At 34.4% G+C, this 21555-nt stretch carries 20 protein-coding genes; 6 read left to right on the top strand and 14 right to left on the bottom strand.

Annotated elements, in window-relative coordinates; all coding sequences use genetic code 11:
• The first annotated feature begins 499 nt into the window (after positions 1-499).
• The 3 genes from ABEB23_RS12175 (at position 500) to ABEB23_RS12165 (ending at position 3409) form a co-directional block, all read left to right on the top strand.
• On the top strand, positions 500-1678 hold the full coding sequence (locus ABEB23_RS12175) for an acyl-CoA dehydrogenase family protein (protein WP_348812878.1): 1179 nt from the start codon (positions 500-502) through the stop codon (positions 1676-1678).
• A gap of 91 nt (positions 1679-1769) precedes the next feature.
• Positions 1770-2552, top strand: a complete 783-nt coding sequence (locus ABEB23_RS12170) for a DUF3050 domain-containing protein (protein WP_348812877.1) — start codon at positions 1770-1772, stop codon at positions 2550-2552.
• Positions 2553-2623: 71 nt separating this feature from the next.
• Complete coding sequence (locus tag ABEB23_RS12165) at positions 2624-3409, top strand: SGNH/GDSL hydrolase family protein (RefSeq protein WP_348812876.1); 786 nt, start codon at positions 2624-2626, stop codon at positions 3407-3409.
• A gap of 16 nt (positions 3410-3425) precedes the next feature.
• Here the strand turns inward: ABEB23_RS12165 and ABEB23_RS12160 are convergent, their stop codons facing one another.
• The 8 genes from ABEB23_RS12160 to trmB all read right to left on the bottom strand — a co-directional run bounded on the left by ABEB23_RS12160 (position 3426) and on the right by trmB (position 8594).
• A complete protein-coding gene (locus ABEB23_RS12160) occupies positions 3426-3758 on the bottom strand; it encodes a 2Fe-2S iron-sulfur cluster-binding family protein (RefSeq protein ID WP_348812875.1) in 333 nt (110 codons plus the stop codon).
• Between the two features lie 191 nt (positions 3759-3949).
• On the bottom strand, positions 3950-4267 hold the full coding sequence (locus ABEB23_RS12155; RefSeq protein WP_348812874.1) for a 2Fe-2S iron-sulfur cluster-binding family protein: 318 nt from the start codon (positions 4265-4267) through the stop codon (positions 3950-3952).
• 93 nt (positions 4268-4360) lie between these two features.
• A complete protein-coding gene (locus tag ABEB23_RS12150; RefSeq protein ID WP_348812873.1) occupies positions 4361-4831 on the bottom strand; it encodes a hypothetical protein in 471 nt (156 codons plus the stop codon).
• Between the two features lie 310 nt (positions 4832-5141).
• On the bottom strand, positions 5142-5381 hold the full coding sequence (locus ABEB23_RS12145) for a NifU family protein (protein ID WP_348812872.1): 240 nt from the start codon (positions 5379-5381) through the stop codon (positions 5142-5144).
• A gap of 68 nt (positions 5382-5449) precedes the next feature.
• A complete protein-coding gene (locus tag ABEB23_RS12140; protein ID WP_348812871.1) occupies positions 5450-6577 on the bottom strand; it encodes an Mrp/NBP35 family ATP-binding protein in 1128 nt (375 codons plus the stop codon).
• Between the two features lie 212 nt (positions 6578-6789).
• Positions 6790-7119, bottom strand: a complete 330-nt coding sequence (locus ABEB23_RS12135) for an MGMT family protein (RefSeq protein WP_348812870.1) — start codon at positions 7117-7119, stop codon at positions 6790-6792.
• Between the two features lie 74 nt (positions 7120-7193).
• Complete coding sequence (locus tag ABEB23_RS12130) at positions 7194-7829, bottom strand: LysE family transporter (protein WP_348812869.1); 636 nt, start codon at positions 7827-7829, stop codon at positions 7194-7196.
• A gap of 90 nt (positions 7830-7919) precedes the next feature.
• Positions 7920-8594, bottom strand: a complete 675-nt coding sequence (gene trmB, locus ABEB23_RS12125) for a tRNA (guanosine(46)-N7)-methyltransferase TrmB (protein ID WP_348813091.1) — start codon at positions 8592-8594, stop codon at positions 7920-7922.
• Positions 8595-8765: 171 nt separating this feature from the next.
• Between trmB and ABEB23_RS12120 the strand changes: the two genes are divergently transcribed.
• On the top strand, positions 8766-10358 hold the full coding sequence (locus tag ABEB23_RS12120; RefSeq protein WP_348812868.1) for a L,D-transpeptidase family protein: 1593 nt from the start codon (positions 8766-8768) through the stop codon (positions 10356-10358).
• A 1-nt stretch (position 10359) separates the two neighbouring features.
• Here the strand turns inward: ABEB23_RS12120 and ABEB23_RS12115 are convergent, their stop codons facing one another.
• On the bottom strand, positions 10360-10893 hold the full coding sequence (locus tag ABEB23_RS12115) for a nuclear transport factor 2 family protein (RefSeq protein WP_348812867.1): 534 nt from the start codon (positions 10891-10893) through the stop codon (positions 10360-10362).
• Positions 10871-13339, bottom strand: a complete 2469-nt coding sequence (locus ABEB23_RS12110) for an AsmA family protein (protein WP_348812866.1) — start codon at positions 13337-13339, stop codon at positions 10871-10873. Before ABEB23_RS12110 ends, ABEB23_RS12115 begins: the two co-directional genes overlap by 23 nt.
• A 299-nt stretch (positions 13340-13638) precedes the next feature.
• Here ABEB23_RS12110 and ABEB23_RS12105 point away from each other — a divergent pair, with 299 nt between their 5' ends.
• Complete coding sequence (locus tag ABEB23_RS12105; protein WP_348812865.1) at positions 13639-14178, top strand: outer membrane beta-barrel protein; 540 nt, start codon at positions 13639-13641, stop codon at positions 14176-14178.
• Positions 14179-14388: 210 nt separating this feature from the next.
• Positions 14389-15978 (top strand): L,D-transpeptidase family protein, encoded by a 1590-nt coding sequence (locus tag ABEB23_RS12100; RefSeq protein WP_348812864.1) that lies wholly within the window; start codon positions 14389-14391, stop codon positions 15976-15978.
• A gap of 206 nt (positions 15979-16184) precedes the next feature.
• Here the strand turns inward: ABEB23_RS12100 and ABEB23_RS12095 are convergent, their stop codons facing one another.
• The 4 genes from ABEB23_RS12095 to ABEB23_RS12080 form a co-directional block, all read right to left on the bottom strand.
• A complete protein-coding gene (locus ABEB23_RS12095; protein ID WP_348812863.1) occupies positions 16185-19325 on the bottom strand; it encodes a DEAD/DEAH box helicase in 3141 nt (1046 codons plus the stop codon).
• Positions 19322-19717, bottom strand: coding sequence for an NUDIX domain-containing protein (locus ABEB23_RS12090; RefSeq protein ID WP_348812862.1), 396 nt, complete (start codon positions 19715-19717; stop codon positions 19322-19324). Before ABEB23_RS12090 ends, ABEB23_RS12095 begins: the two co-directional genes overlap by 4 nt.
• A 259-nt stretch (positions 19718-19976) precedes the next feature.
• Positions 19977-20483, bottom strand: a complete 507-nt coding sequence (locus tag ABEB23_RS12085) for a threonine/serine exporter family protein (protein WP_348812861.1) — start codon at positions 20481-20483, stop codon at positions 19977-19979.
• A 3-nt stretch (positions 20484-20486) separates the two neighbouring features.
• A complete protein-coding gene (locus ABEB23_RS12080) occupies positions 20487-21257 on the bottom strand; it encodes a threonine/serine exporter family protein (protein ID WP_348812860.1) in 771 nt (256 codons plus the stop codon).
• Positions 21258-21555 lie beyond the last annotated feature (298 nt).

Raw genomic sequence — 21555 nt, 5'->3', positions numbered from 1 at the left:
GTTTCGCTTTAATTGTATTCTATTTCCCTTTTTCTACAAAAAGTACAGCTCTTTCCAGCACTTCGTCTTTCCCTCTTTAATTCAACGAATCGTCGGTTTTATTTCAATATCTGGAACAATCCCTATACGATGGGTTTCTTTTTTACTAGCAAATCCTATTTGGAATACTAAAACAAGAACTATTAAGATGTTTTTTTTCATTTTGATTTAATTCTCATATCTTTATACTACCCTACATCTTAACATTTTACATGTAAAAGCTTACAAAAACAATCAAGGGCTACTTTTCAAATATATGAGTTTTTTTTTATTAAATTATAAAACAGCCTTTTTTAAAAAATGAATAAAGCACTAATCATATACTGTTCACAAGATGATTCACATCATAGAAAATAAATTCTTTAAATCAAAATGAGTATCTATTTTTAAAAATATAACATTTTACATTAGTTTTGTTATATTTCTTTATGTAGATTTGTTGCATTAAAATTTTCAAACCATGAAACCAGATTTATTTCAAGCACCGGATTATTATAACCTAGACGATTTATTGACAGAAGAACACAAATTAGTTCGTGATTCAGCTCGTGCCTGGGTAAAAAGAGAAGTATCTCCTATTATTGAAGAATATGCTCAAAAGGCTGAATTCCCTAAACAAATCATAAAAGGTTTGGGCGAAATTGGTGGTTTTGGACCTTATATCCCTGAAGAATACGGTGGTGCCGGTTTAGATCAAATTTCATATGGTCTAATCATGCAGGAAATCGAACGCGGTGATTCTGGAGTTCGCTCTACTTCATCTGTACAATCTTCATTGGTAATGTATCCTATTTGGAAATACGGAAACGAAGAACAACGTATGAAATATTTACCAAAACTGGCTACTGGAGAATTCATGGGCTGTTTTGGTTTGACAGAACCAAACTATGGCTCTGATCCAGGAAGCATGATTACGAACTATAAAGACATGGGTGATCATTATTTATTAAATGGTGCCAAAATGTGGATTTCAAATGCTCCATTTGCTGATATCGCAGTGGTTTGGGCTAAAAATGAAGAAGGAAGAATTCACGGTCTTATCGTAGAACGCGGTATGGAAGGTTTCAGTACTCCAGAAACACATAACAAATGGTCACTTCGTGCATCATCTACAGGAGAATTAATTTTCGATAATGTCAAAGTACCAAAAGAAAATTTATTACCCAACAAATCAGGATTGGGAGCACCACTAGGCTGTCTTGATTCTGCACGTTACGGTATTGCGTGGGGTGCCATTGGAGCTGCCATGGATTGCTACGATACAGCATTGCGTTATGCCAAAGAAAGAATCCAGTTTGACAAACCAATTGCCGGAACCCAATTACAACAAAAAAAGTTAGCCGAAATGATTACCGAAATCACCAAAGCACAATTACTGACTTGGCGTTTAGGTGTTTTGAGAAATGAGGGAAGAGCTACCTCTGCCCAAATTTCAATGGCAAAAAGAAATAATGTGGATATGGCGATTCATATTGCCCGCGAGGCCAGACAAATGTTAGGCGGAATGGGAATTACCGGAGAATATTCTATCATGCGTCACATGATGAATTTAGAATCGGTCATTACTTATGAAGGAACCCATGATATCCACCTACTAATTACAGGTATGGATATAACCGGAATCCCAGCATTTAAATAAGATAAACAACTATTAAAGTATTTATAAAATCAATAGTGAAAGCTTCTTGGAAACAAGAAGCTTTTTTACATTTACAATAAAAAATACCACCATGGATATTCAAACAATCAACAGCAGTATTCAACCCCAAAAAGAACAGCTGTTACACCATCCTTTATACAAAAAAGTACAGACTATAGAAGATTTACAATGCTTCCTGGAAAGTCATGTTTATGCGGTTTGGGATTTTATGTCGTTATTAAAAGCGTTGCAGGCTAAACTAACCTGTACGACAACACCTTGGTTTGCAACCAAAAACACCGAAACAAGGTATTTGATAAACGAAATTGTTCTTGCCGAAGAAAGTGACTTGACTATTGATGGCCGTCGCCAAAGTCATTACGAAATGTATATTGAAGCTATGGAATCCTGCGGAGCAAATACAGTTGGTATAGAACATTTTTTATCAGAAGTAAATTCACTGCATAACATATTTGTAGCCATCAAAAAAAGCAATCTGCACCCAAATATCAAAACCTTTTTAGATTTCACTTTCAAAGTTATAGAAGAAGGAAAGGCACACAAAATTGCCGCCGCTTTTACTTTTGGAAGAGAAGATCTTATTCCAAGTATGTTTACGGAAATTCTTAAAAACTTTCAGGAAAATTTTCCACAAACCGACTTGAGCAAACTAATCTATTATTTTGAAAGACATATCGAATTAGATGCAGACGAACACGGGCCCATGGCTATGCAAATGATAACAGAACTTTGCGGAACAGAAAGTCAAAAATGGGCAGAGGTCGAAGAAATCTCGATTCTGGCCCTAGAGAAACGAATCGGACTTTGGGATGCAATTGAAGAAAGTATCATGATGAAAGCAGAAATGGCTTAGTTATTTAAAAACCAAATCTGTCAAAAAAACGTAACTGGTATTTAGAAAGATGTATTCCTAATTTCAAGATCATGAAAACACAATTCCAAATACTAGTTGCTTTTATTTCAATTCTTTTTGTTTTGGGTTGCAGTAGTGAAAATCCTATTACGGAGAATATCTCCGCACCCACTTTTACAGAACCTGTACCCAACCCAACACCGGCTCCTTCTCCAACCCCACAAACACAGACACCTCCTCAAACCAAAGAAATTCATTATCTGGCCCTCGGTGACAGTTACACCATCGGGCAAAATGTTTGTGAGACATGCCGTTTTCCAGAACAATTAAAAACAAATCTGGAAAGCTCTGATAAAGGTATTCGCATCTCATTAAAAATTATTGCCCAAACAGGATGGACGACTACCAATCTGATTTCAGCGATCAACAGCCAAAATCCATCTTCCACTTATGACTTAGTCACTTTGTTGATTGGTGTAAACAACCAATACCAACACAAACCTTTTTCTCTCTATGAAAAAGAATTTCCAGAATTAGTTCAAAAAGCCATTGCCTTGGCAAAAGGGGATAAATCAAACCTCATTGTCGTTTCAATCCCTGACTACGCTTACACACCATTTGGCCAGCAAAGCGAAAACCCATCCACTATTTCTCTTGAAATTGACAGCTACAATGCTTTTGCAAAAAAATACTGCGAAGACCATACGATACAGTTCATTACTGTAACCGACATAACGCGTCAAGGCCTGACCAATAAAGATTTGGTTGCCCAAGACGGTTTGCATCCCTCTGAATACGGATATTCCTTATTTGTAAAACGAATTTTACCTTCCGCTACTGTTATGATTCAAAACTAAAACAGCATCCAATGTATTAATTTACAGACACCAATTCTAATTCTAAACCTTCTAAATTATCGGTAATTGGAATTTGACAACCCAAACGGATATTGGGTTTCAGGGAAGCGGATTGTAAAAGCAGGGTCTCTTCCTTCTCGCTCATTTCATTTAACGTTACATCGTTAAGGATTTGACATTGGCAGGAGGTACACATCGCTTTACCTCCACAATGACCCACTGTACCAACAGGAGCCAATTCAAAAGAGCGAATCAATTCCATAATACTCAAATTCATATCTGTTGGCGCTTGTACCTGATGCGTAACTCCTTCTCTGTTTGTGATTTTAATTAAAATATCTTGTTGCATAATTAATCCGCTTGTTTTAATCTTTTAAAAGTCCTCATAAACTACAAAAAAGCATTTGAACGCTGTAATTTACTTCCTGTAAAGTTCTTCTAAGCAGGGCACTTATAGCATGATATTTGTCAGCAAATTGAAAAATTATTTCTTCTTAAAAAGAGTATAAAAAAAAGCGAGAAAAAATTTTCTCGCTTTTCTTAATTCTCTGGAGCCAACTCCAATTCCAAACCATCTAAATCTTCGGTGATTGGAATCTGACAACCTAGTCGACTGTTTGATTTTACATAAAAGGCTTCTGAAAGCATGGCTTCCTCGTCATCACCCATTTCTGGTAAAGGTACATCGTTAAGGACGTAACATTGACAAGATGCACACATGGCCATCCCCCCACAGGTCCCTTCAACAGGGAGCTCGTAGGCTTTACACAACTCCATAATGTTCATCGCCATATCTGTTGGAGCTTGTAATTCATGAACAACCCCTTCTCGATCTTTAATTTTAATTAATACATCCATTCTAAATAACTTGGAATTAGTTTATTTTCATTTAGAGCTTAACATAAAGGGTAACATCTTGGTAAATTACTTTTATGATAACTCTTTTACATTTTAATCTTGGGCTAAGCTAAAAGCATACTCTTTTGATCGCCCATTTTCTTTAATTTTCAAACCGACAATATCATCTTGATAAACCAGCATCGTAACTCTTGATGACACAGAATAAACACTGTTTACCAATTGAAAAATGAAAACCCCTTCAAAAGTGATATTCGTTATTCCTTTTTGGTCGGTTTTCGTTTTAACTTTTTGAGGATATGAAAATTCAGCAGAATTTAAACCTCCAACATCTTGTAACTTCGCTTTTCCGTCGGTAAAATCACTTAAGAATTCATAATTGGTAATTTTAATCTTACCATCAGTATTCGCGTTAATGAGAATTTTCGATGCGTAATTAGCCTGTGACCATTCATCATTTACACCCACATAAGCTTTAGAAACATATAAATCCTGAAGAACTTGCTGACTATAACCTAAGGAGCAGAAAAATAATAAAATAAATAATTTGTAGTGTTTCATCATGATTTTGGGGTTTTAGTTATTTACAAAAATAACTTAATTATCCAATAAACATTCATCAAAAACATCAATTATTTAAACATTTTTTTACTAAACCATTAATTAAATCCTATTTTTTTAACAATTCGTAAAAATAGAATTGTTAAATTTTTAATACTAATGAAAGAAATATCTCCTATTCGGATTTTTTTTAATCCAATAATAAGCTGATAATTAAACCTTTAGTAATTTCTTCTTAGTAAAACTATTTTCGTTCTCGCTCTCTGCATTTTATTTGTGGAAAACGGTTAAAAAAAACAAAAATTGATAAACATTATAGAATATTCACTACGGTTTCTATTTGTGGCGCAAATTTCTTGATAGTAGTCTCTACCCCAGCCCTTAACGTCATTTGATTTACGCTACAACTGGTGCAAGCTCCCTCAAGACGCACTTTTACATGTTTGTCGTCCTCGATGGAAATGAGCGTAATATCACCACCGTCTGAATTCAGAAAAGGCCTGATTTCGTCCAATGCTTTTAAAACGCTTCTTGTTAATTCTTCTGTTGTCATTTTCTTTATTTAAAGATTGCAAGATTAGAAAATTGAAAGATCAAAATCATCTCAACTATTCTACTTTCTTATTTTTTTACAGCAGAACATCCTGCCATAGTGGTTATTTTTATAGCTTCTGTAGCTGGCAAACTTTCGTTTCTGTTGACTGTCTCTCGTACCACATTTCTGGTAATCTCCTCGAAAACCGATTCTATTACAGAACCTGTTTGCATTGCTGCCGGACGACCATAATCTCCAGCTTCACGAATAGACTGTACGATTGGCACTTCACCAAGGAAAGGAACTCCTAAATCTTCTGAAAGATTTCTGGCGCCCTCTTTTCCGAAAATGTAATACTTATTTTCAGGTAATTCTTCCGGTGTGAAATAAGCCATGTTTTCGATAATTCCTAAAACAGGAACATTTATAGCCTCTGACAAGAACATGGAAACTCCTTTTTTAGCATCTGCCAAAGCTACTGCTTGTGGTGTGCTTACTACAACCGCTCCTGTAATAGGTAATGATTGCATAATAGAAAGATGAATATCCCCTGTTCCTGGAGGTAAGTCGATTAACATAAAATCTAATTCACCCCAATCCGCATCAAAAATCATTTGATTTAATGCTTTCCCAGCCATAGGACCACGCCAGATCACTGCCTGACTTGGTGAAGTAAAAAATCCTATAGACAAGATTTTAACTTCATAACTTTCGATGGGTTTCATTTTTGATTTACCGTTAACCTCAATAGAAATTGGCTTTTCGGACTCTACATCAAACATAATAGGCATAGAGGGCCCATAAACATCCGCATCAAGAACTCCTACTGAAAATCCCATTTTAGCAAGTGATACCGCTAAATTTGCTGTTACTGTAGATTTTCCAACGCCTCCTTTTCCGGAAGCGATTGCAATGATATTTTTAATTCCAGGTATTGCTTTCCCTTTAATCTCGTTCTTCTCCGGCGCTTCTACCTTAATATTAACTTTGATTTTTGCTTCAGGAGAAACCAAATCATGAATCGTTTTTTTGATATCGTCCTCTGCACGTTTTTTGATATGCATCGCGGGTGTATGCAATACTAAATCCACTACTACCTCATCTCCAAAAGTAACCACGTTTGCTATTGCTCCGCTTTCTACCATGTTCTTTCCTTCTCCAGCTATAGTAATTGTTTCTAAAGCTTTAAGAATTTCTTTTCTATCTAATTTCATTTATTGTGTGTGCTTTTTTGTTTGTAGTTTTTGATAAAAACTATATTTATTTAAACTAATTTTAGATTACAAAGATAACGGATTAAGTTCTTATTTTAAAGGATTTATATCGGATTTATTGATACATGAATTGATGGTGATTATTCCATATCTTTTTAAAAATTACATGACAATTCAGGAGTCAAATTATCCAAACTAAAAAACATAACTGCTTACTGACCGCTGATTTCCGGCTCCCAAAAATGCTTCTCAAAATCGACGATCTGATTATCAATCACGACTATTCCCTCGTTTTCCAACAGTTGTTGCATCAAATTAGTTCCGTCAAAATGCAACTTTCCGGTTAGCAATCCTTTTCTATTGACTACACGATGAGCAGGTACATCGTCTAAATTATGCGAGGCATTCATAGCCCAGCCCACCATTCTTGCAGAACGTGCTGTCCCCAAAGCTTTTGCAATAGCACCGTAAGAGGTTACTTTTCCAAAAGGAATTTGTCGGGCAACGGCATAAACTCTTTCAAAAAAATTGTCGTTTGACATGATTAGAATGCAATTAAAACAGTTACTTCTTCAATACTTTTCGAACCTAAATGGAAGTTTCGGTCCGGAAAAATCTATCCTAAATAATACTTAATAATATTAAAAAGGGTTATTAGCGACACCAATCCAGTTATCGTCCCTATGAAGGTATTCATATTCGCCATAATATAATCGGTTTTGTCCTCTATCTTTTTAAAGAAAGTAATATAAATATAGAAAACCATAAACGAACCTAATACCACTCCACTTACAAACACAAAAATATAAGTTATGTCAAATGAAAATAATTTATAGGACGCCAATGTAATGCTCACAAAAACATAATACGGTATTGGGAAAAAATTGAGTGCCGAGAGCAGCATTCCCAAGAAAAAACGGGTGGTTTTACTCTTTTTTTTAATTTTCCCTTTTTTGAGTTTTGGTTTTTTAGCAATCCACAAAAAGTATATGGTCAAGGCTGTAAAAATGCCAAATCCCACTTCCCGCAATAAAACCACCACTTCTGGACGCTCATCAATGAATTGAGCAAATAAAATAGCAAGTGAAGCTTGGCAAAAAATCACAGTGACAGCTCCCAAAACAAACCAAAGCGCACTTATTTTACCTTCTTTCAGGTTCACTTTAGCTGCTGTCATATTGATTAATCCTGGCGGAATAATCCCTATACAAGCGGTAAAAAAACCTAAAAGCAAGGATATGAGTAAATTCATAGAAGCGCTTGATGTTCCTTATTCAGTGTTTAATTCGCAGTTTGTCTTGATCTGTTTCGAAACTGAATCCAGCAAACTGCGAACTGAACACTATTTTATTTTGAATCGAATATACGTAATTGCTTTGTTAATCTCCAAATATTGTTTTTCATAAAAGGTTTGAAAAGCAGTTACTTCTTCCGGACTTCCTTCGTTCACATACACATTATGGTTCGCATATAAAACCTCATGCCCTTCACCATGCAATAGACCCAGTGTATATCCATGCATAAATTCGCTGTCGGTTTTTAAGTTCACCACACCGTCTTTTTTAAGTATTTTTTTATACAGTTGCAGAAATTCTGAATTGGTCATTCTGTGTTTGGTGCGTTTGTATTTTATTTGCGGATCCGGAAAAGTAATCCAAATTTCATCCACTTCATTTTCAGCAAAAATATGATTGATTAACTCGATTTGAGTTCTCACAAAAGCCACATTATTCAATCCGGTTTCAACAGCAGTTTTGGCACCACGCCAAAAACGGGCTCCTTTGATATCAATTCCAACGAAGTTTTTATTAGGGTATCTTTCGGCCAGACCAACAGAATATTCTCCTTTGCCGCAACCTAATTCCAATACCAATGGATTTTCATTTTTGAAGAATTCCGAATTCCATTTTCCTTTCAGAGGAAATAAATCACCTACTACTTCTTCTCTTGTTGGCTGAAAAACGTTATTGAATGTTTCGTTTTCCTTGAACCTTTTTAATTTATTTTTACTTCCCACTTTTTCAGAATATTTCGGCAAAATTAAGGAAATATATACTAATGAAAGAGATCCTGACAAAAAAAGAAAAAACTAAAGACGTGTAAATCCAAAAATACTATAACAATTAACTGCAATGGTATAACTTTCTTTTTTCGAAAATTATTTACCTTTATGTTAAATAATTAAGCTATGAAAAACATTTTTTCGTCTATAGTAATAATAGCGGTGAGTTTTTCTCTTTTCGCTTTTTACCCTAAGACAACTGAAAACCCAACAAATAAAGTAATTCCTGTTGCACATTTTCAACAGAAACCCAGCTCCCCTATCAGCAAGACTCTTATTGTCAATTTTTTTAAAGAATATCCTGATTTAAAAGAATATGAATCGGATGTTATGTTATTATACAAAGAACGAAAATATAAAGCGATCTGGCATGATGGCAAAGGACTCATTGAATTTGCCTATTCCTTATATCCAAAAGTGGGTCTGTTGAAAGAGGAAGGACTAAACGCCAGCTTTGCCTATAATGAGGCGATTGACAGAATATTTAATGAAAAACCCGCCAATACACTATCTGTGCCCGACACTGATATTATGTTGTCCAGTATGTATGTCTTTTATGCCCAAAAAGTATATGTTGGCATTGGTTCCAAAAAAATCAAGGAAATTGGGTGGTTTATCCCGACAAAAAACATTTCCTATGGTGCTCTTTTAAATTCTTTGTTGGCCAACCCTGAATTATTAAATAAAAACGAAGCAGATATGTTTGCACAATATTACAGTCTGCGTGCTATTTTAAAAAAATACCGTCAAATAGAAAAAAACGGCGGTTGGGATCCGATAACAGCTGAACCTTCCGGTAAAGAGTTAAAACCTTTTGACAGCGCCATAACCATCGGTCAAATAAGAAAACGTCTGGCTATGGAAGGCGATTTAAAACAGGACTCCAAAAGCAATTTCTACGATGAGGAATTGATGGCTGGTATAATGAATTACAAAAAAAGATACGGCTTAAAGTTACATTACATCATTAAACCCGAAAATATCGAACAAATGAACGAACCTATTGGCAACCGTATCAAAACTATTATAGTAAATATGGAGCGCTGCCGATGGATCCCACCTGAATTGGCCAAAGCCAAAGAGTATATCATTATAAACATCCCCTCCTTTAGACTGTTGTTTAAAAGAAATGGCAAAACCATACTGGAATCGAATGTCTTTGTCGGCAAAATCATGTACGAAACTGTCATTTTTAGCGCCGATATGACTCAAATCGTTTTTAGCCCTTACTGGAACATCCCAAATAGCATCGTCGAAAATGAATTACAGTCCGAAATAGTTCGAGACAAAGACTATCTCGCGAAACATAATATGGAATATTACAAAGGAGGAGTCAGACAAAAACCCGGACCAGAAAACTCTTTAGGACTCGTCAAATTTATGTTTCCCAATTCCAATGACATCTATCTGCACGACACGCCCGCTAAAAGTTTGTTTGACTTTCAATCCCGAGCTTTTAGTCACGGCTGTATCAATGTGCGTAAAGCTAAGGAATTGGCATTGCTGATTTTAAAAGATGATCCGGATTGGCCAATTAAACGTATAGAAGAAGCTATGAAAGGCGAAAAGCAAACAATCTGCACCCTGAAAAATAAAATCCCGGTTCACATTGGGTATTTCACAACTTGGGTTAACGATGCCGGAGAAATCAGCTTCTTTAACGATATTTACGACCGAGATGAAAACCTGGCCGGATTACTGGTTTCCGACGCAGAATAATTTAGTTCTTAGACTTCAACTTTTCAATCAAAGCGTCTTCAATAGGCGCTTTAATTTTAACCACTTCGTTTGTATTGTCATTTGGAACCGTCATCGACAAAACATAGTGTTTAATTTTCCATTCCTTCCCTATTTTTACCAACACCCCTGAGCCTCTGCAAATTTTCATTTGGGTATTTAGTAATTCATCAAACCAGGCTAATTTTCCTGTTTTGTCAAAATAAATGTGGCGTTCCAAAGCGGTAAAATCCCAGGCCCTTCCTTTATCAAAATAAGGCTTCGCAAAAGCTTTAAAATCTTTTTTATTCCAATTTTCCGTAGCATCTGTACCAATGAAGATAGCGTCCTCTGTCAGAAAGTTAAAATAAATATCAAACTTTGCCTCGGCAGCGGCTTTATGCCAAGCGTTGAGTGTACTGTCAATCTGTTCTTTTTCTTTTGGATTCTGAGATACAGAAGTTCCAAAACCCGACAAAACCACTAAACCAACTACTAAAAACAGTAGTTTTATTTTATTTTTTTTTCTGCTTATCATAACTACCCAATTTTATTTTCATTTTTCCGTCATTCCCGTCAACAACCACTAAATTTAAGACAATCCCTTTGTATCTGAGTTCGTCTCTTTTAGCCTTATCCTTAATTTCAAAATCCTTTTTAGGATCTCTAAGTGGAATTTTCATCCCTAAATTTGTGCCTCTTTTGAATGAATAGATCCCCATCACATCAAAATTCAACACATTCGAACTTACTTTAAAATAGTCAACGTCTACCTTATGCCCAATAATAGCGATTTTTCCGGATAAATCATTAAAAACAATATGTTTTACATCTCGATTTGGAAAGGCAACTTTTCCCACTTTCATTATGGGTTCAAAATTAATTAAAGAACCATTTTTTATTTCATATTTTAAATCCCCTTTCATTGAATCATCAACTAATCCTCCATCCTGATCCATTTTGCCACTCATAGCCGCTGTAGCTGAAAGATTTCCTCTAATATTGTTTGGCTGAAATGATTTTATTCCAAAATTTTTGAAAGAGGTTAAAAATCTTGGTATATCTACCGACGTTATTTTGGCTGCCGAGTTGAAACTTTGCCCTCCGTTTTGAGGAATCAGTTTTGCATTAAAAGATATGTTCCCGCCGGAAGTTTCAATCCAGCCATCTTTAATAAACAATTGCCCGTTGTTCAGCAAAATAACAAACTTTGCATTGGTTGCTGTTAAACTGGCATACTGTAATTTATCTAATTTTAAATTTATTACAACTTGCGCCTTATTAAGTGCGGTAAGTGGACTAGCCGCACCCGCTTGAGAATCCGTTTTCTTTTTCACAACCGTTTTATCTTTATACGCCAATGTCGCCATCATTTTTTTCATATCAAAAAAAGGACTTTTTATATTGATAACGGCCACCATTTTTTCTGGGGCATCATAATATAAGTTGAGGAAATTATCAATTCGCCCATCTATAAACACAATATTTTTATCCCTTTGATATTTAATATCTCTAATAAATAGCGCCTCTTCTGTAAAATCAAGTCTGATATTGGTTTTCGCCGTCAGATTTTTAGGCTTATAAATAAAATGGGCTTGTTTAATATCAACCGCTCCGGTAAAATGTGGTTTCTTCATTCTTAAATCAACGATATCCACTTCAAAATCCAAATTTACTTTAGCCGTACCTTCATAAAACTGAATAAAATCCTCTCCCATAAAGCCTTTCATTTTGACAACATCAAAATCTGATCTTAAACTTCCAGATGCCACTGGTTTTTCTAAATTATTAATCGTTGCAACAGGGACGACAATAGGAATTTCTTTGTAAGAGCCTGTCAAACTTTTAATTATTATAGCGGAATTCGCATCACTACTACCCAAATCTTTTTTATAACTATTGGTGAATTTTGCATTAAAATTACAATCGGTAATCAAACCATCTGGAATCGTAAGTTCATTATCCTTTATAAAAGCTTCCACCACTATCTCGGGATCTCCTGCAACATTCATGTCGCCGGCAATCGTACAACCTACTTTGATAGGCTGTTTCAAATCAAAGCTTTTGAGTTTTGCAGAAATGTTATTGGATAACAATTTGTACGCGCTAGTCCATAAAATTTCCGTTTTGATATCAATATCAAAATTAGCTTTGATTTTCTCCAAACTGAAATTAGCTTTTATATCAAAAAGGTCATTCCCTATTTTCAGGTCTTTAGTATCAACTTTAATCTTATTTTCCGCTTTTGAAAAAGCGACAGCCAACACTCCTTCTACATTTTTTCCTTTAATAAAACTTCCCTTCAGGGCATTAAAAGCCATACTTTTCGCCAAGGTTTTAATATGCAGATCGGTTTTCCAGCCCTCATCGTTAAAATCAACTGTACTTTGCAGGGAAGCCACATCAAAATAGAACAATTTGTGCTTTTGCTGGTTTTCGGAGATAAAAACAACATTGTTTAAATCAATTTGATTAATAGATTTTGTTTTATCGCTTTTAGCTTTTGGTTGTTTAGGTTTTGGTTTTAATATATTGGAATTAGAAACCCCATTTTTATCTTTAAAAAGATCAATCTTGGCGTCATTGATAACTATTTTACTGATTTTCACCTCATTTTTCAATAGTCCTAAAACATTTAGACGCACTTCAATTTCTTCAGCTTTCAGCAGTGTACGTTTATGAATAGGAAACAAACTGTCTCTCAGTTCCACTTTATTCAAAACAACGGTAAAGTTGGGAAAGCCAATTAAAAACTTGTAACCGACATCCCCTATCTTGACATGCCCTGCAATATTATCATTGATGGTGGTGTTGATTTCAGAAACAATTTTGGGTTTATTTTGGTTGAAATAAATTCTTAAGCCACCAAAAACGACGACTATCAGCGCTACTAAACCAAGAAAGAAAAACCCAATTCTTTTGATGATTTTTTTTGAATCAATTTCTTGTAAATACAGCTTTACTTTAGTTAAAAATGAGTTCATAATCACGGTTTTATATTCAGAACTAAGTTAGTTAAAAAATTTGTTTCTAACTAAAAATTAAGGTTTTACTGCTTAATTTATTTAGCTCAAAAAATCCTGACAACCTCTTTTAAACAATCACTCCTATTCCTTTCCAAACCTTTTCTAAGCCCTTAGAAGAAATATTTATTTCAAAAAATAATGCCCAACGCTTTTGCTGAACTAATTTTTCCAATTCCTAAAACTTTTAACCAATTTATTCTTATTTTTGACAAACTTAAAGTCCAAAAAAAGGACATTAACAAACCAAACTCAACACTATGAAAACATTAAAAATTATTCTCCTAGCCTCCCTTTTTGTATTGGCATCCAACACAATTAAGGCACAAGGTTTCGGTGTTAGGGCCGGAGCTAATTTCTCATCAGCTTCTGAAGGAAATCTTGGAAGTATCGACAATATGACTGGAGCTTATGTTGGCGTTTATAAAGAAATGACACTTGTAAAAAGTTTACTATTCGTACAACCGGAATTGCAATTGTCAAAACAGGGATTCAGCACCTCAACAACCGATTTTGATTTGACTTACCTTACTGTGCCTGTTCTTGCAAAATTGTATGCGGTTAAAATCTTAAGTTTCGAAACAGGACCTCAGTTTGGGTTTAAACTCAAAGACGACGCTGATGGCCCTCTCAATCCTGATTTTAATGATTTTGATACTGCCTGGGCATTTGGAATGTCTTTCCATTTACCTTTCGGTCTTTCGATCAACGGTCGTTACATTAGCAGTTTTAATGAAGTAATCGAAAATACCGATGCCAAAAACCAAGTGGTACAAGTAGGAGCTGCTTTTACATTCTAAACTCAAAAGCACTTTTTATTATAATTTAAAAACCGACAGTAAAGTCATTGCTTTACTGTCGGTTTTTTTCTTTCAAACCAAAAGAAAACTGTATTAAGTAAACAATAACTGACTTTATCAAATTAGGACATAATTTAAAGCGATTCTTGAATTTAGTTGACTGCCTTTTTTTGTATTTTTATATTCAATTTTACATAGAAAGCCCTAGATATGAGAAAATTAATTTTATGGATCGTCGCCGTTTTTTTCTGTTTCTTATTTGTTGCTGTTTCTTGCAAAAAAGAAGAATCCTCTTCTTCAAAACCTGAAGGAAGTTCCAATAAGTTGACCCCTCTGAGTGAAATTCCTTTTGACAGCACCTTGGTACATCCGTTTTTTGATAAATACCCGAAACTCAAAAAATTTGAAGCAGAAGTCGATGTCTTGTACAAAAAACAACAGTATCATTACATTTGGTACGACAAAAAAGGCATCACGGAAGTTGGCAGTTTGTTGTACAACAAAATTTTAAATCTGGAAGAGGAAGGAGTTCAGGTTCCGATACCATATAAAGATAAATTGGACGAAATTTTTCAGGAAACCAATGAAAAAGAAAAACCCAATACCGAAGACGAACTACTGATTTCTTCGCTCTACTTTTTCTATGCCGATAAAGTATTCAAAGGCATTGATCCCCAAAAAAGCGCAGAATTGGGATGGTATTTGCCTCGAAAAAAACTATCTTATGTCAACTATCTGGATTCTATCATCAGTAATCCCTCTCTCATCAATAAAGACGAAAAAGAAGTACTGGGGCAGTATTATCGCCTTCGCGAAGTCTTGCAAAAATACCGGGCTATAGAAAAAAAAGGCGGGTGGAACACTATCGTCTTAGATTCTACAGTAAAATCGCTAAAACCGGGAGACAGTTCTGAAACTATTGCCCAAATAAGACAGCGTCTGTTCAAAACGGGAGAACTTTCGTCTGATTCAAAAAGCACTGTGTATGACGAAGAACTCAGGGAAGGACTTTTGAAATACAAAAAAAACAATGCCTTTAGCGCCACTTCAACCATTACGCCGGATCACATCGCTTCCTTAAACATCCCTGTAACGGCCCGAATTAAAACCATCATGGTCAATATGGAGCGTTGCCGATGGCTTTCGACAGATATTTCTAAAACTAAAGAACTTATCGTAGTCAATATTCCCGCCTTTCAATTGACGTATTTCAAAAATGGCGAACCTGTGCTTCTCTCAAAAGTGGTTGTAGGCAAAGCCTTGAATAAGACCGTTATTTTCCATGCCGATCTGAAATACATTGTCTTCAGTCCTTATTGGAATGTACCCAAAAGTATTATCAAAAAAGAAATTGAACCGGCTTTGGCCAAAAATCCCAACTACCTCGCCAAACACGATATGGAATGGCATAAAGGTATTCTCAGACAAAGACCCGGGCCAAAAAATTCCTTGGGATTAATAAAATTTCTGTTCCCCAATTCCAATTCGATTTACTTACACGACACCCCATCTAAGAGTTTGTTTGAGCAGGAAAAGAGAGCATTCAGTCATGGTTGCATTCGTGTGGAAAAACCTAAAGAACTAGCCAATCTAATTCTGGAAGACGACAAAAACTGGACTCCCGAAAAGATTGATGCCGCCATGAACAAAGGCGAGGAATCCTGGTATGCGCTCCAAAACAAAATTCCGGTTTATATTGGTTATTTCACCGCTTGGGTAGATCATGAGGGAACCATTCACTTCTATGACGATATCTATAATAGAGACGAAACCCTGGCAGCCATGTTGTTGGAGGAATAATTACTGTATTGATTTCGATTGCTTTTAGCCCACAGATTCTGAAATTATACAAGATTGGGCTTTCGCCAAAATTAATCTGTTTTGGCTAAAGCCCATTTGCTTTTTATTATGCTATCCGCTGGTTAAAACCAGCGGCAATTGAGAAAAATAGTGGCGATTAACATCAATAACTTTATTTTACTCTAATTAAATAATTTTCTTAATCATTATCCTATAGACATTTTTGCAGATTCTTTCCATAGATAATTAGGCATAGGTTCATTAAGTTCCCATTTAATACTCATTGGTTTTGAACCTTCTGTTTCTCTAAAATTAGCCTCTCCAATAAAAACATATCCTAAAGTATTTCCGTTTTCATCATTTGCTTTTTCTCTTACAAAAAGTAATATTTTTTTATTAATCTCAATATGATTTATATACGATAATCCTTTCGGTGTTTCTGGTCCATAAGCATTATGAGATTGCCAATGAAATAAAGTTTCACTAATTGCATAATCATCATACATAGTTGTTGGAGAAAAATTCTCTTCAGATTTAATCAAATTAATAAAAAGTATTTCTGTATTTAAACTTTTATTTTCGGCTGCTCCCTCTCTATTAGATGATTTTTTATCAAATGTACTTAAACCGAAAGCTACTAATATTTGATCTCTTGTGTAACGAGAATGTAACTTTAATGGCTGTTCATATGGTAATTGAATGTCAATTTCTTTAAAACCTATTTTATCAATCAATATTTCTAAAAATTCTATAATCTCATTAACAAGAGTTTTATTTTTTCCTATTTGAATTATACTTTTCTCCAAAGAATCGAATCCTCCTACATTTTGCCATACATCAAAATGTAACATCAACAACATGGTTTTTTGATTTTCATCAAAATCATTAATTCTAATATTAAAACCTTGTTTTGCAATCTTTAAAATGAAATTGAAATAACTAGTAGAATTGGTTGACAACCATTTATTACTAATAGCTGAATAGATCTGCTTTTCATTTATATTTTCAAAATCATCAATTACTCCAGCTCTTTGACATAATCTTGACCAATTATCTTTCTTGTAAATTGTTTCAATCGGAATATGATTTAATTCAATGAAATTATTCAGTGTTAAAGGCAAATTAGTTTGATGTTGAAAGTTCCTGATTTTGGTTATCAATTGATTTATATTTAATGAGGTTGCTTTTCGAATATTTTCAAGAATTGTTTCTTTAGTTTTCTTCTCTAAAACTATGGAACATCCCAATGGTAAATGTGGAAAATCATCTTCTATTTCTTTTTGAACCGAAGTTGTTGTTTTTCCAATTAACGCTCTAAACTTACTTTCAAAATCATATTCAGGTCTTGAATTACCAACAAAATCTAAAACTGTCAAACAATCTTTTCCATCTGACAAACGTAATCCACGTCCCAATTGTTGCAGAAAAACCGTCAAACTTTCTGTTGGTCTCAAAAACAACACTGTGTCAATTTCAGGAATATCTACACCTTCGTTGAAAATATCAACAACAAACAAATAATTGAATTCTTTTTTCTTGAATTGTTCTCTAATTCTATCTCGCTCGTTAGTGTTTTTCGCCGTCAAACATACTGCTCTTAAACCAGCTAAATTGAATTTATCAGCCATAAAATTGGCATGTTCAATTGTTACACAAAATCCAATAGCACGGACATCGTTTATATCATTTGTATACTTATTAAGGTTGTAAATTATCTCTCCAACTCGTATGTCATTTTTAGTATACAAACTTGTCAATTCACTTGCTACGTATTTCCCTTTTTCCCATTTTACATTAGTTAAATCAATGCTATCTGTTATTCCAAAATACTGAAAAGGACTTAGTAATTTCTTATTTAATGCTTCCGGAAGTCTAATTTCAGCAGCTATACGATTGCAGAAATCTTCTAATATGTTTTCACCATCCATTCTTTCAGGAGTTGCTGTTAATCCTAAAAGTACTTTCGGTCTGAAATAATTTATTATTGGCCTGTAAGTCGATGCCGAAATATGATGCACTTCATCAACAATTATAAAGTCATAATATTCAGGAGTTAGTTTAATATCTTTTAATCTATTATTTAAAGTTTGAACAGAAGCAAAAACATATTCATTAGAACTTGGTTCCATTCCATCAACCCATAAATCTCCAAAATTATTATCTTTTAAAACACCTTGAAAAGTGGCTTTTGCTTGTTGTAAAATCTCCTTTCGATGAGCCACAAAAAGTAACTTTGATGATTTATTATTACTTCTAAAATTTTTATAATCAAATGCCGAAATAACTGTTTTTCCAGTTCCTGTAGCGGCAACTAATAGGTTTCTATATCTATTATGAACTGATCTTTCAACTTCTAATTTTTCAAGTATTTCATTTTGATAATGAAAGGGTTTTATATCAAAATAAGATGTTGTAAAAGAGTATTCTTTTGAAAACTTTCCTTGTTTTAAAGCTTCGACTAATTTCACAGAATGAATATTCCTATCATATAATTCAAATTCTGTATTTTGCCAATATGCCTCAAATGTTTTCTTAAATTTATCGATAATATGGCCAACTTCTTTAGTAGTCACTTTTAAATTCCATTCTAAACCATCCGTTAAAGCGGAACGCGAAAAATTAGAAGAACCTATGTATGCCGTATGAAAACCTGTATTTCTTTGAAACAAATAGGCTTTTGCATGCAATCTTTCATTACCTGTATTATAAGAGACTTTTACTTCTGTATTTTCTAAAGAGGCTAAAAACTCGACTGCTTTAGCATCTGTAGCTCCAATGTATGTAGTTGTAATTACTCTTAATTTTCCGCCTCGACTCGTAAACTCTCTAAGTTCACGCTCTAGAATTCTAATCCCTTTCCATTTGATAAAAGAAACTAATAAATCAATTCTATCAGATGATAAAATCTCTTTTCTCAATTCACTTTCAAGAGTCGTCCCCGAATTTCCACCTGTGAAAAGTTCACTGTGAATTAATCTTGTGTAAGGAGTAATTTCTTTTAAATGCAAATCTAAATCAGTGAAATGAGCGTCGACTTTTGTAAAAACAGCTTTTAGAATTTTACCTTCAGTTTCTATTAAATCGTCCTCAAACTCTTCTTTCTTTAATTCTTCTTTTAAAAATAAAATTATCTTATTAGCAATCTCTATTTGTGTTTCCACAATATCATCTCCCTTAATTAAAGTAAAGGCATGTTTAATTGTTTTACCAATATGTTGTGATAATAATTGAGCGGCTTCAGCTTTGTCTATTAAAGTTTTCTTTACTTGAAAAATATCTTTATCTAATTCGTTTATTTTATAATTGATTAGTTTGGTAACTAATTCTTCATACAATCCTTGGTTCATAATTCAAGTTTTAAAAATTCTTCAACAATTGGTAAATCTGCCTCTGCCCAATCAAGACTCAATAATTCTTTTTTCTCCAATAACTTATACGCTTTATGTTCCGTTAGTCTAATTTCACCTAGAATGTGATTTGCTAAAAAAGGAATTAAATTAATTTTAAAAGTGCCATAATCACAAATACTATTGGAAAGCTTTTTTAAAATTTCAATTTCTATATTTATCTCTTCTTTAATTTCTCTTTTAATACAATCTATTTCACTTTCATTTTCTTCTAACTTCCCTCCTGGAAATTCCCATTTTAAAGGCAACTTCATTCTTTCACTTCTTTGTGCTACCAAAATTTTATCATCTTTTACAATAATAGCGCAGGTTACATTTATAGTATTTGGCATCTTTAAATAGTTTTGAAAGTGTTTTCTATTTATCAAATAGTTTGCAATTTGTACGAAAGATAGTCAGATTAATACGTACTGATGCACTTTTTCTGTCAATTTTTCCTTAATATCCATAACCCATAAAAGTAGTTTTGCGAGGACAATTGACCGGCTTACAATTGTCCTCATTATTGATTAGTTTTCAACTTGATTTTTTTGCATAAAAAAAAACGCCAATCTCTCGATTAGCGTTTTTATATTTTTAGTTACAATACCCTTATTCAATCTCTGTTTCCAGATTATTTTCGGGTTCAATGCGTTTGATGGTTTGCTTTCGGGTAATTAGAAGCGGGATGGCAACTCCTCCAGATAAGGCTACCAATACAAACAAAGCAGACAAACCATTGTTTACGGTTTCAAAAAAAAGCTTGGTGTAGAGTTCATGGTCTTTCTCGGCAGTGAGTTCGATAATTCCTACCATGGCTTTGTAGGCAAAAAAACCGGGAATCATTGGAATCACAGCAGGAATAGCAAAAATCATCGGTGGTGCTTTCCTGTTGTGTGCAGCCATCACACTAATTAAACCAATCAGGGAAGCTCCACAAAAAGCAGCCAATACAATCCCTATTCCCTGTTCAATCATAAAAAACTTGACCAATCCTCCCAAAGCCCCGATGACAAAAATAGTCGCCAAAGCTCTTTTGGGTACATTAAAAAGCACCGCAAATCCAATAGCGGCCAGTCCCAGCCAAATTCCTTTTTCTAAAAATAAGAGCGTCTCCATAGATTAGAATTTATAAATTAATAAAGCCACAACTAATCCTAATGCAATGGCAAAGGCCATAATTAAAACACTCACTCCCCGGGTGACACCGTTTAAGGTGTTTCCGTCAATTAAATCCGAAAAAGAGTTAATCATGGGAACACCCGGAATTAAAAACAAAACCGAGGTCGAAAAAGCATGAATATAAGTTTCGGCAGGATTAAAATAAAAATAAAAACCGGAAACCAAAGAGGCCGTCGCCGAAGCAAAAAAGATGGACAAATAAAAATTAAACTTCAATTTCATAGCTTCCTGACGCACCCATAATCCACAAAAAGAAGCTACAAAAGTGGCCGCCATTTCGATGGCATTCCCACCAAAAAGCCTACAGAAAGAAGCTCCCGCCAAAGCCACCAACAGCAAAACCAAATACCGTGGATACAAGTGTTTTTTATTTAAGGCCGCCAACTCCTGATTGATGCGTTCTACGGTCCATTTCTCTAATACAATTTGCCAACTCATTGTACTGATGTCGGAAATCAAATTGAAATTCAGATGCATATTGGGCACCCATTTTACACTGGTGAACACTTTGTTTTTGTTCTGATAGGTTAAGGTAATCATCAGAGCGTGATTGGTGATTGACAAATCCGAGTTACACCCAAAGGCTCCTGCAATTCGACTTACTGTGACTTTAATCCGTTCCGTATTGGCTCCGGCAACCATCAGGAGTGAGCCAATTTCTAACAGCATTTCTCCTAATTCGTATTTATTTGGTTTTGTACTAAATTCCATCTAAAAGGTTTGAAAATTCTCCTTCAAATTTAACCAATTTTGACCAGTTTTTATGGGTATAAATGGAGTAGTTTCAGAATCTTACTAACGCAATCGATATCATTTTTAACAGTTGTCCCAAATGCGCAACAAAATAAAAAATGGAACGCAGATGAGGCTGATAAATGCAGCTTTTTTTAAAATTATGCTCGTGTAGATTGTGAAAAAAGTGCGTAGTGATGGAACACGGATGAAACGGATCTAAACTGATGAGCACGGATTTTTTTCAATATTTTTTAAATCAATTGCGTCCGCACTG

The organism is Flavobacterium maritimum (genome assembly GCF_040049085.1).
In the GTDB taxonomy this organism is placed as follows: Bacteria; Bacteroidota; Bacteroidia; order Flavobacteriales; family Flavobacteriaceae; genus Flavobacterium; species Flavobacterium maritimum.
The sequence above is the reverse complement of the archived record's forward strand: the minus strand, read 5'-3'. Positions and strand labels throughout refer to the sequence as shown.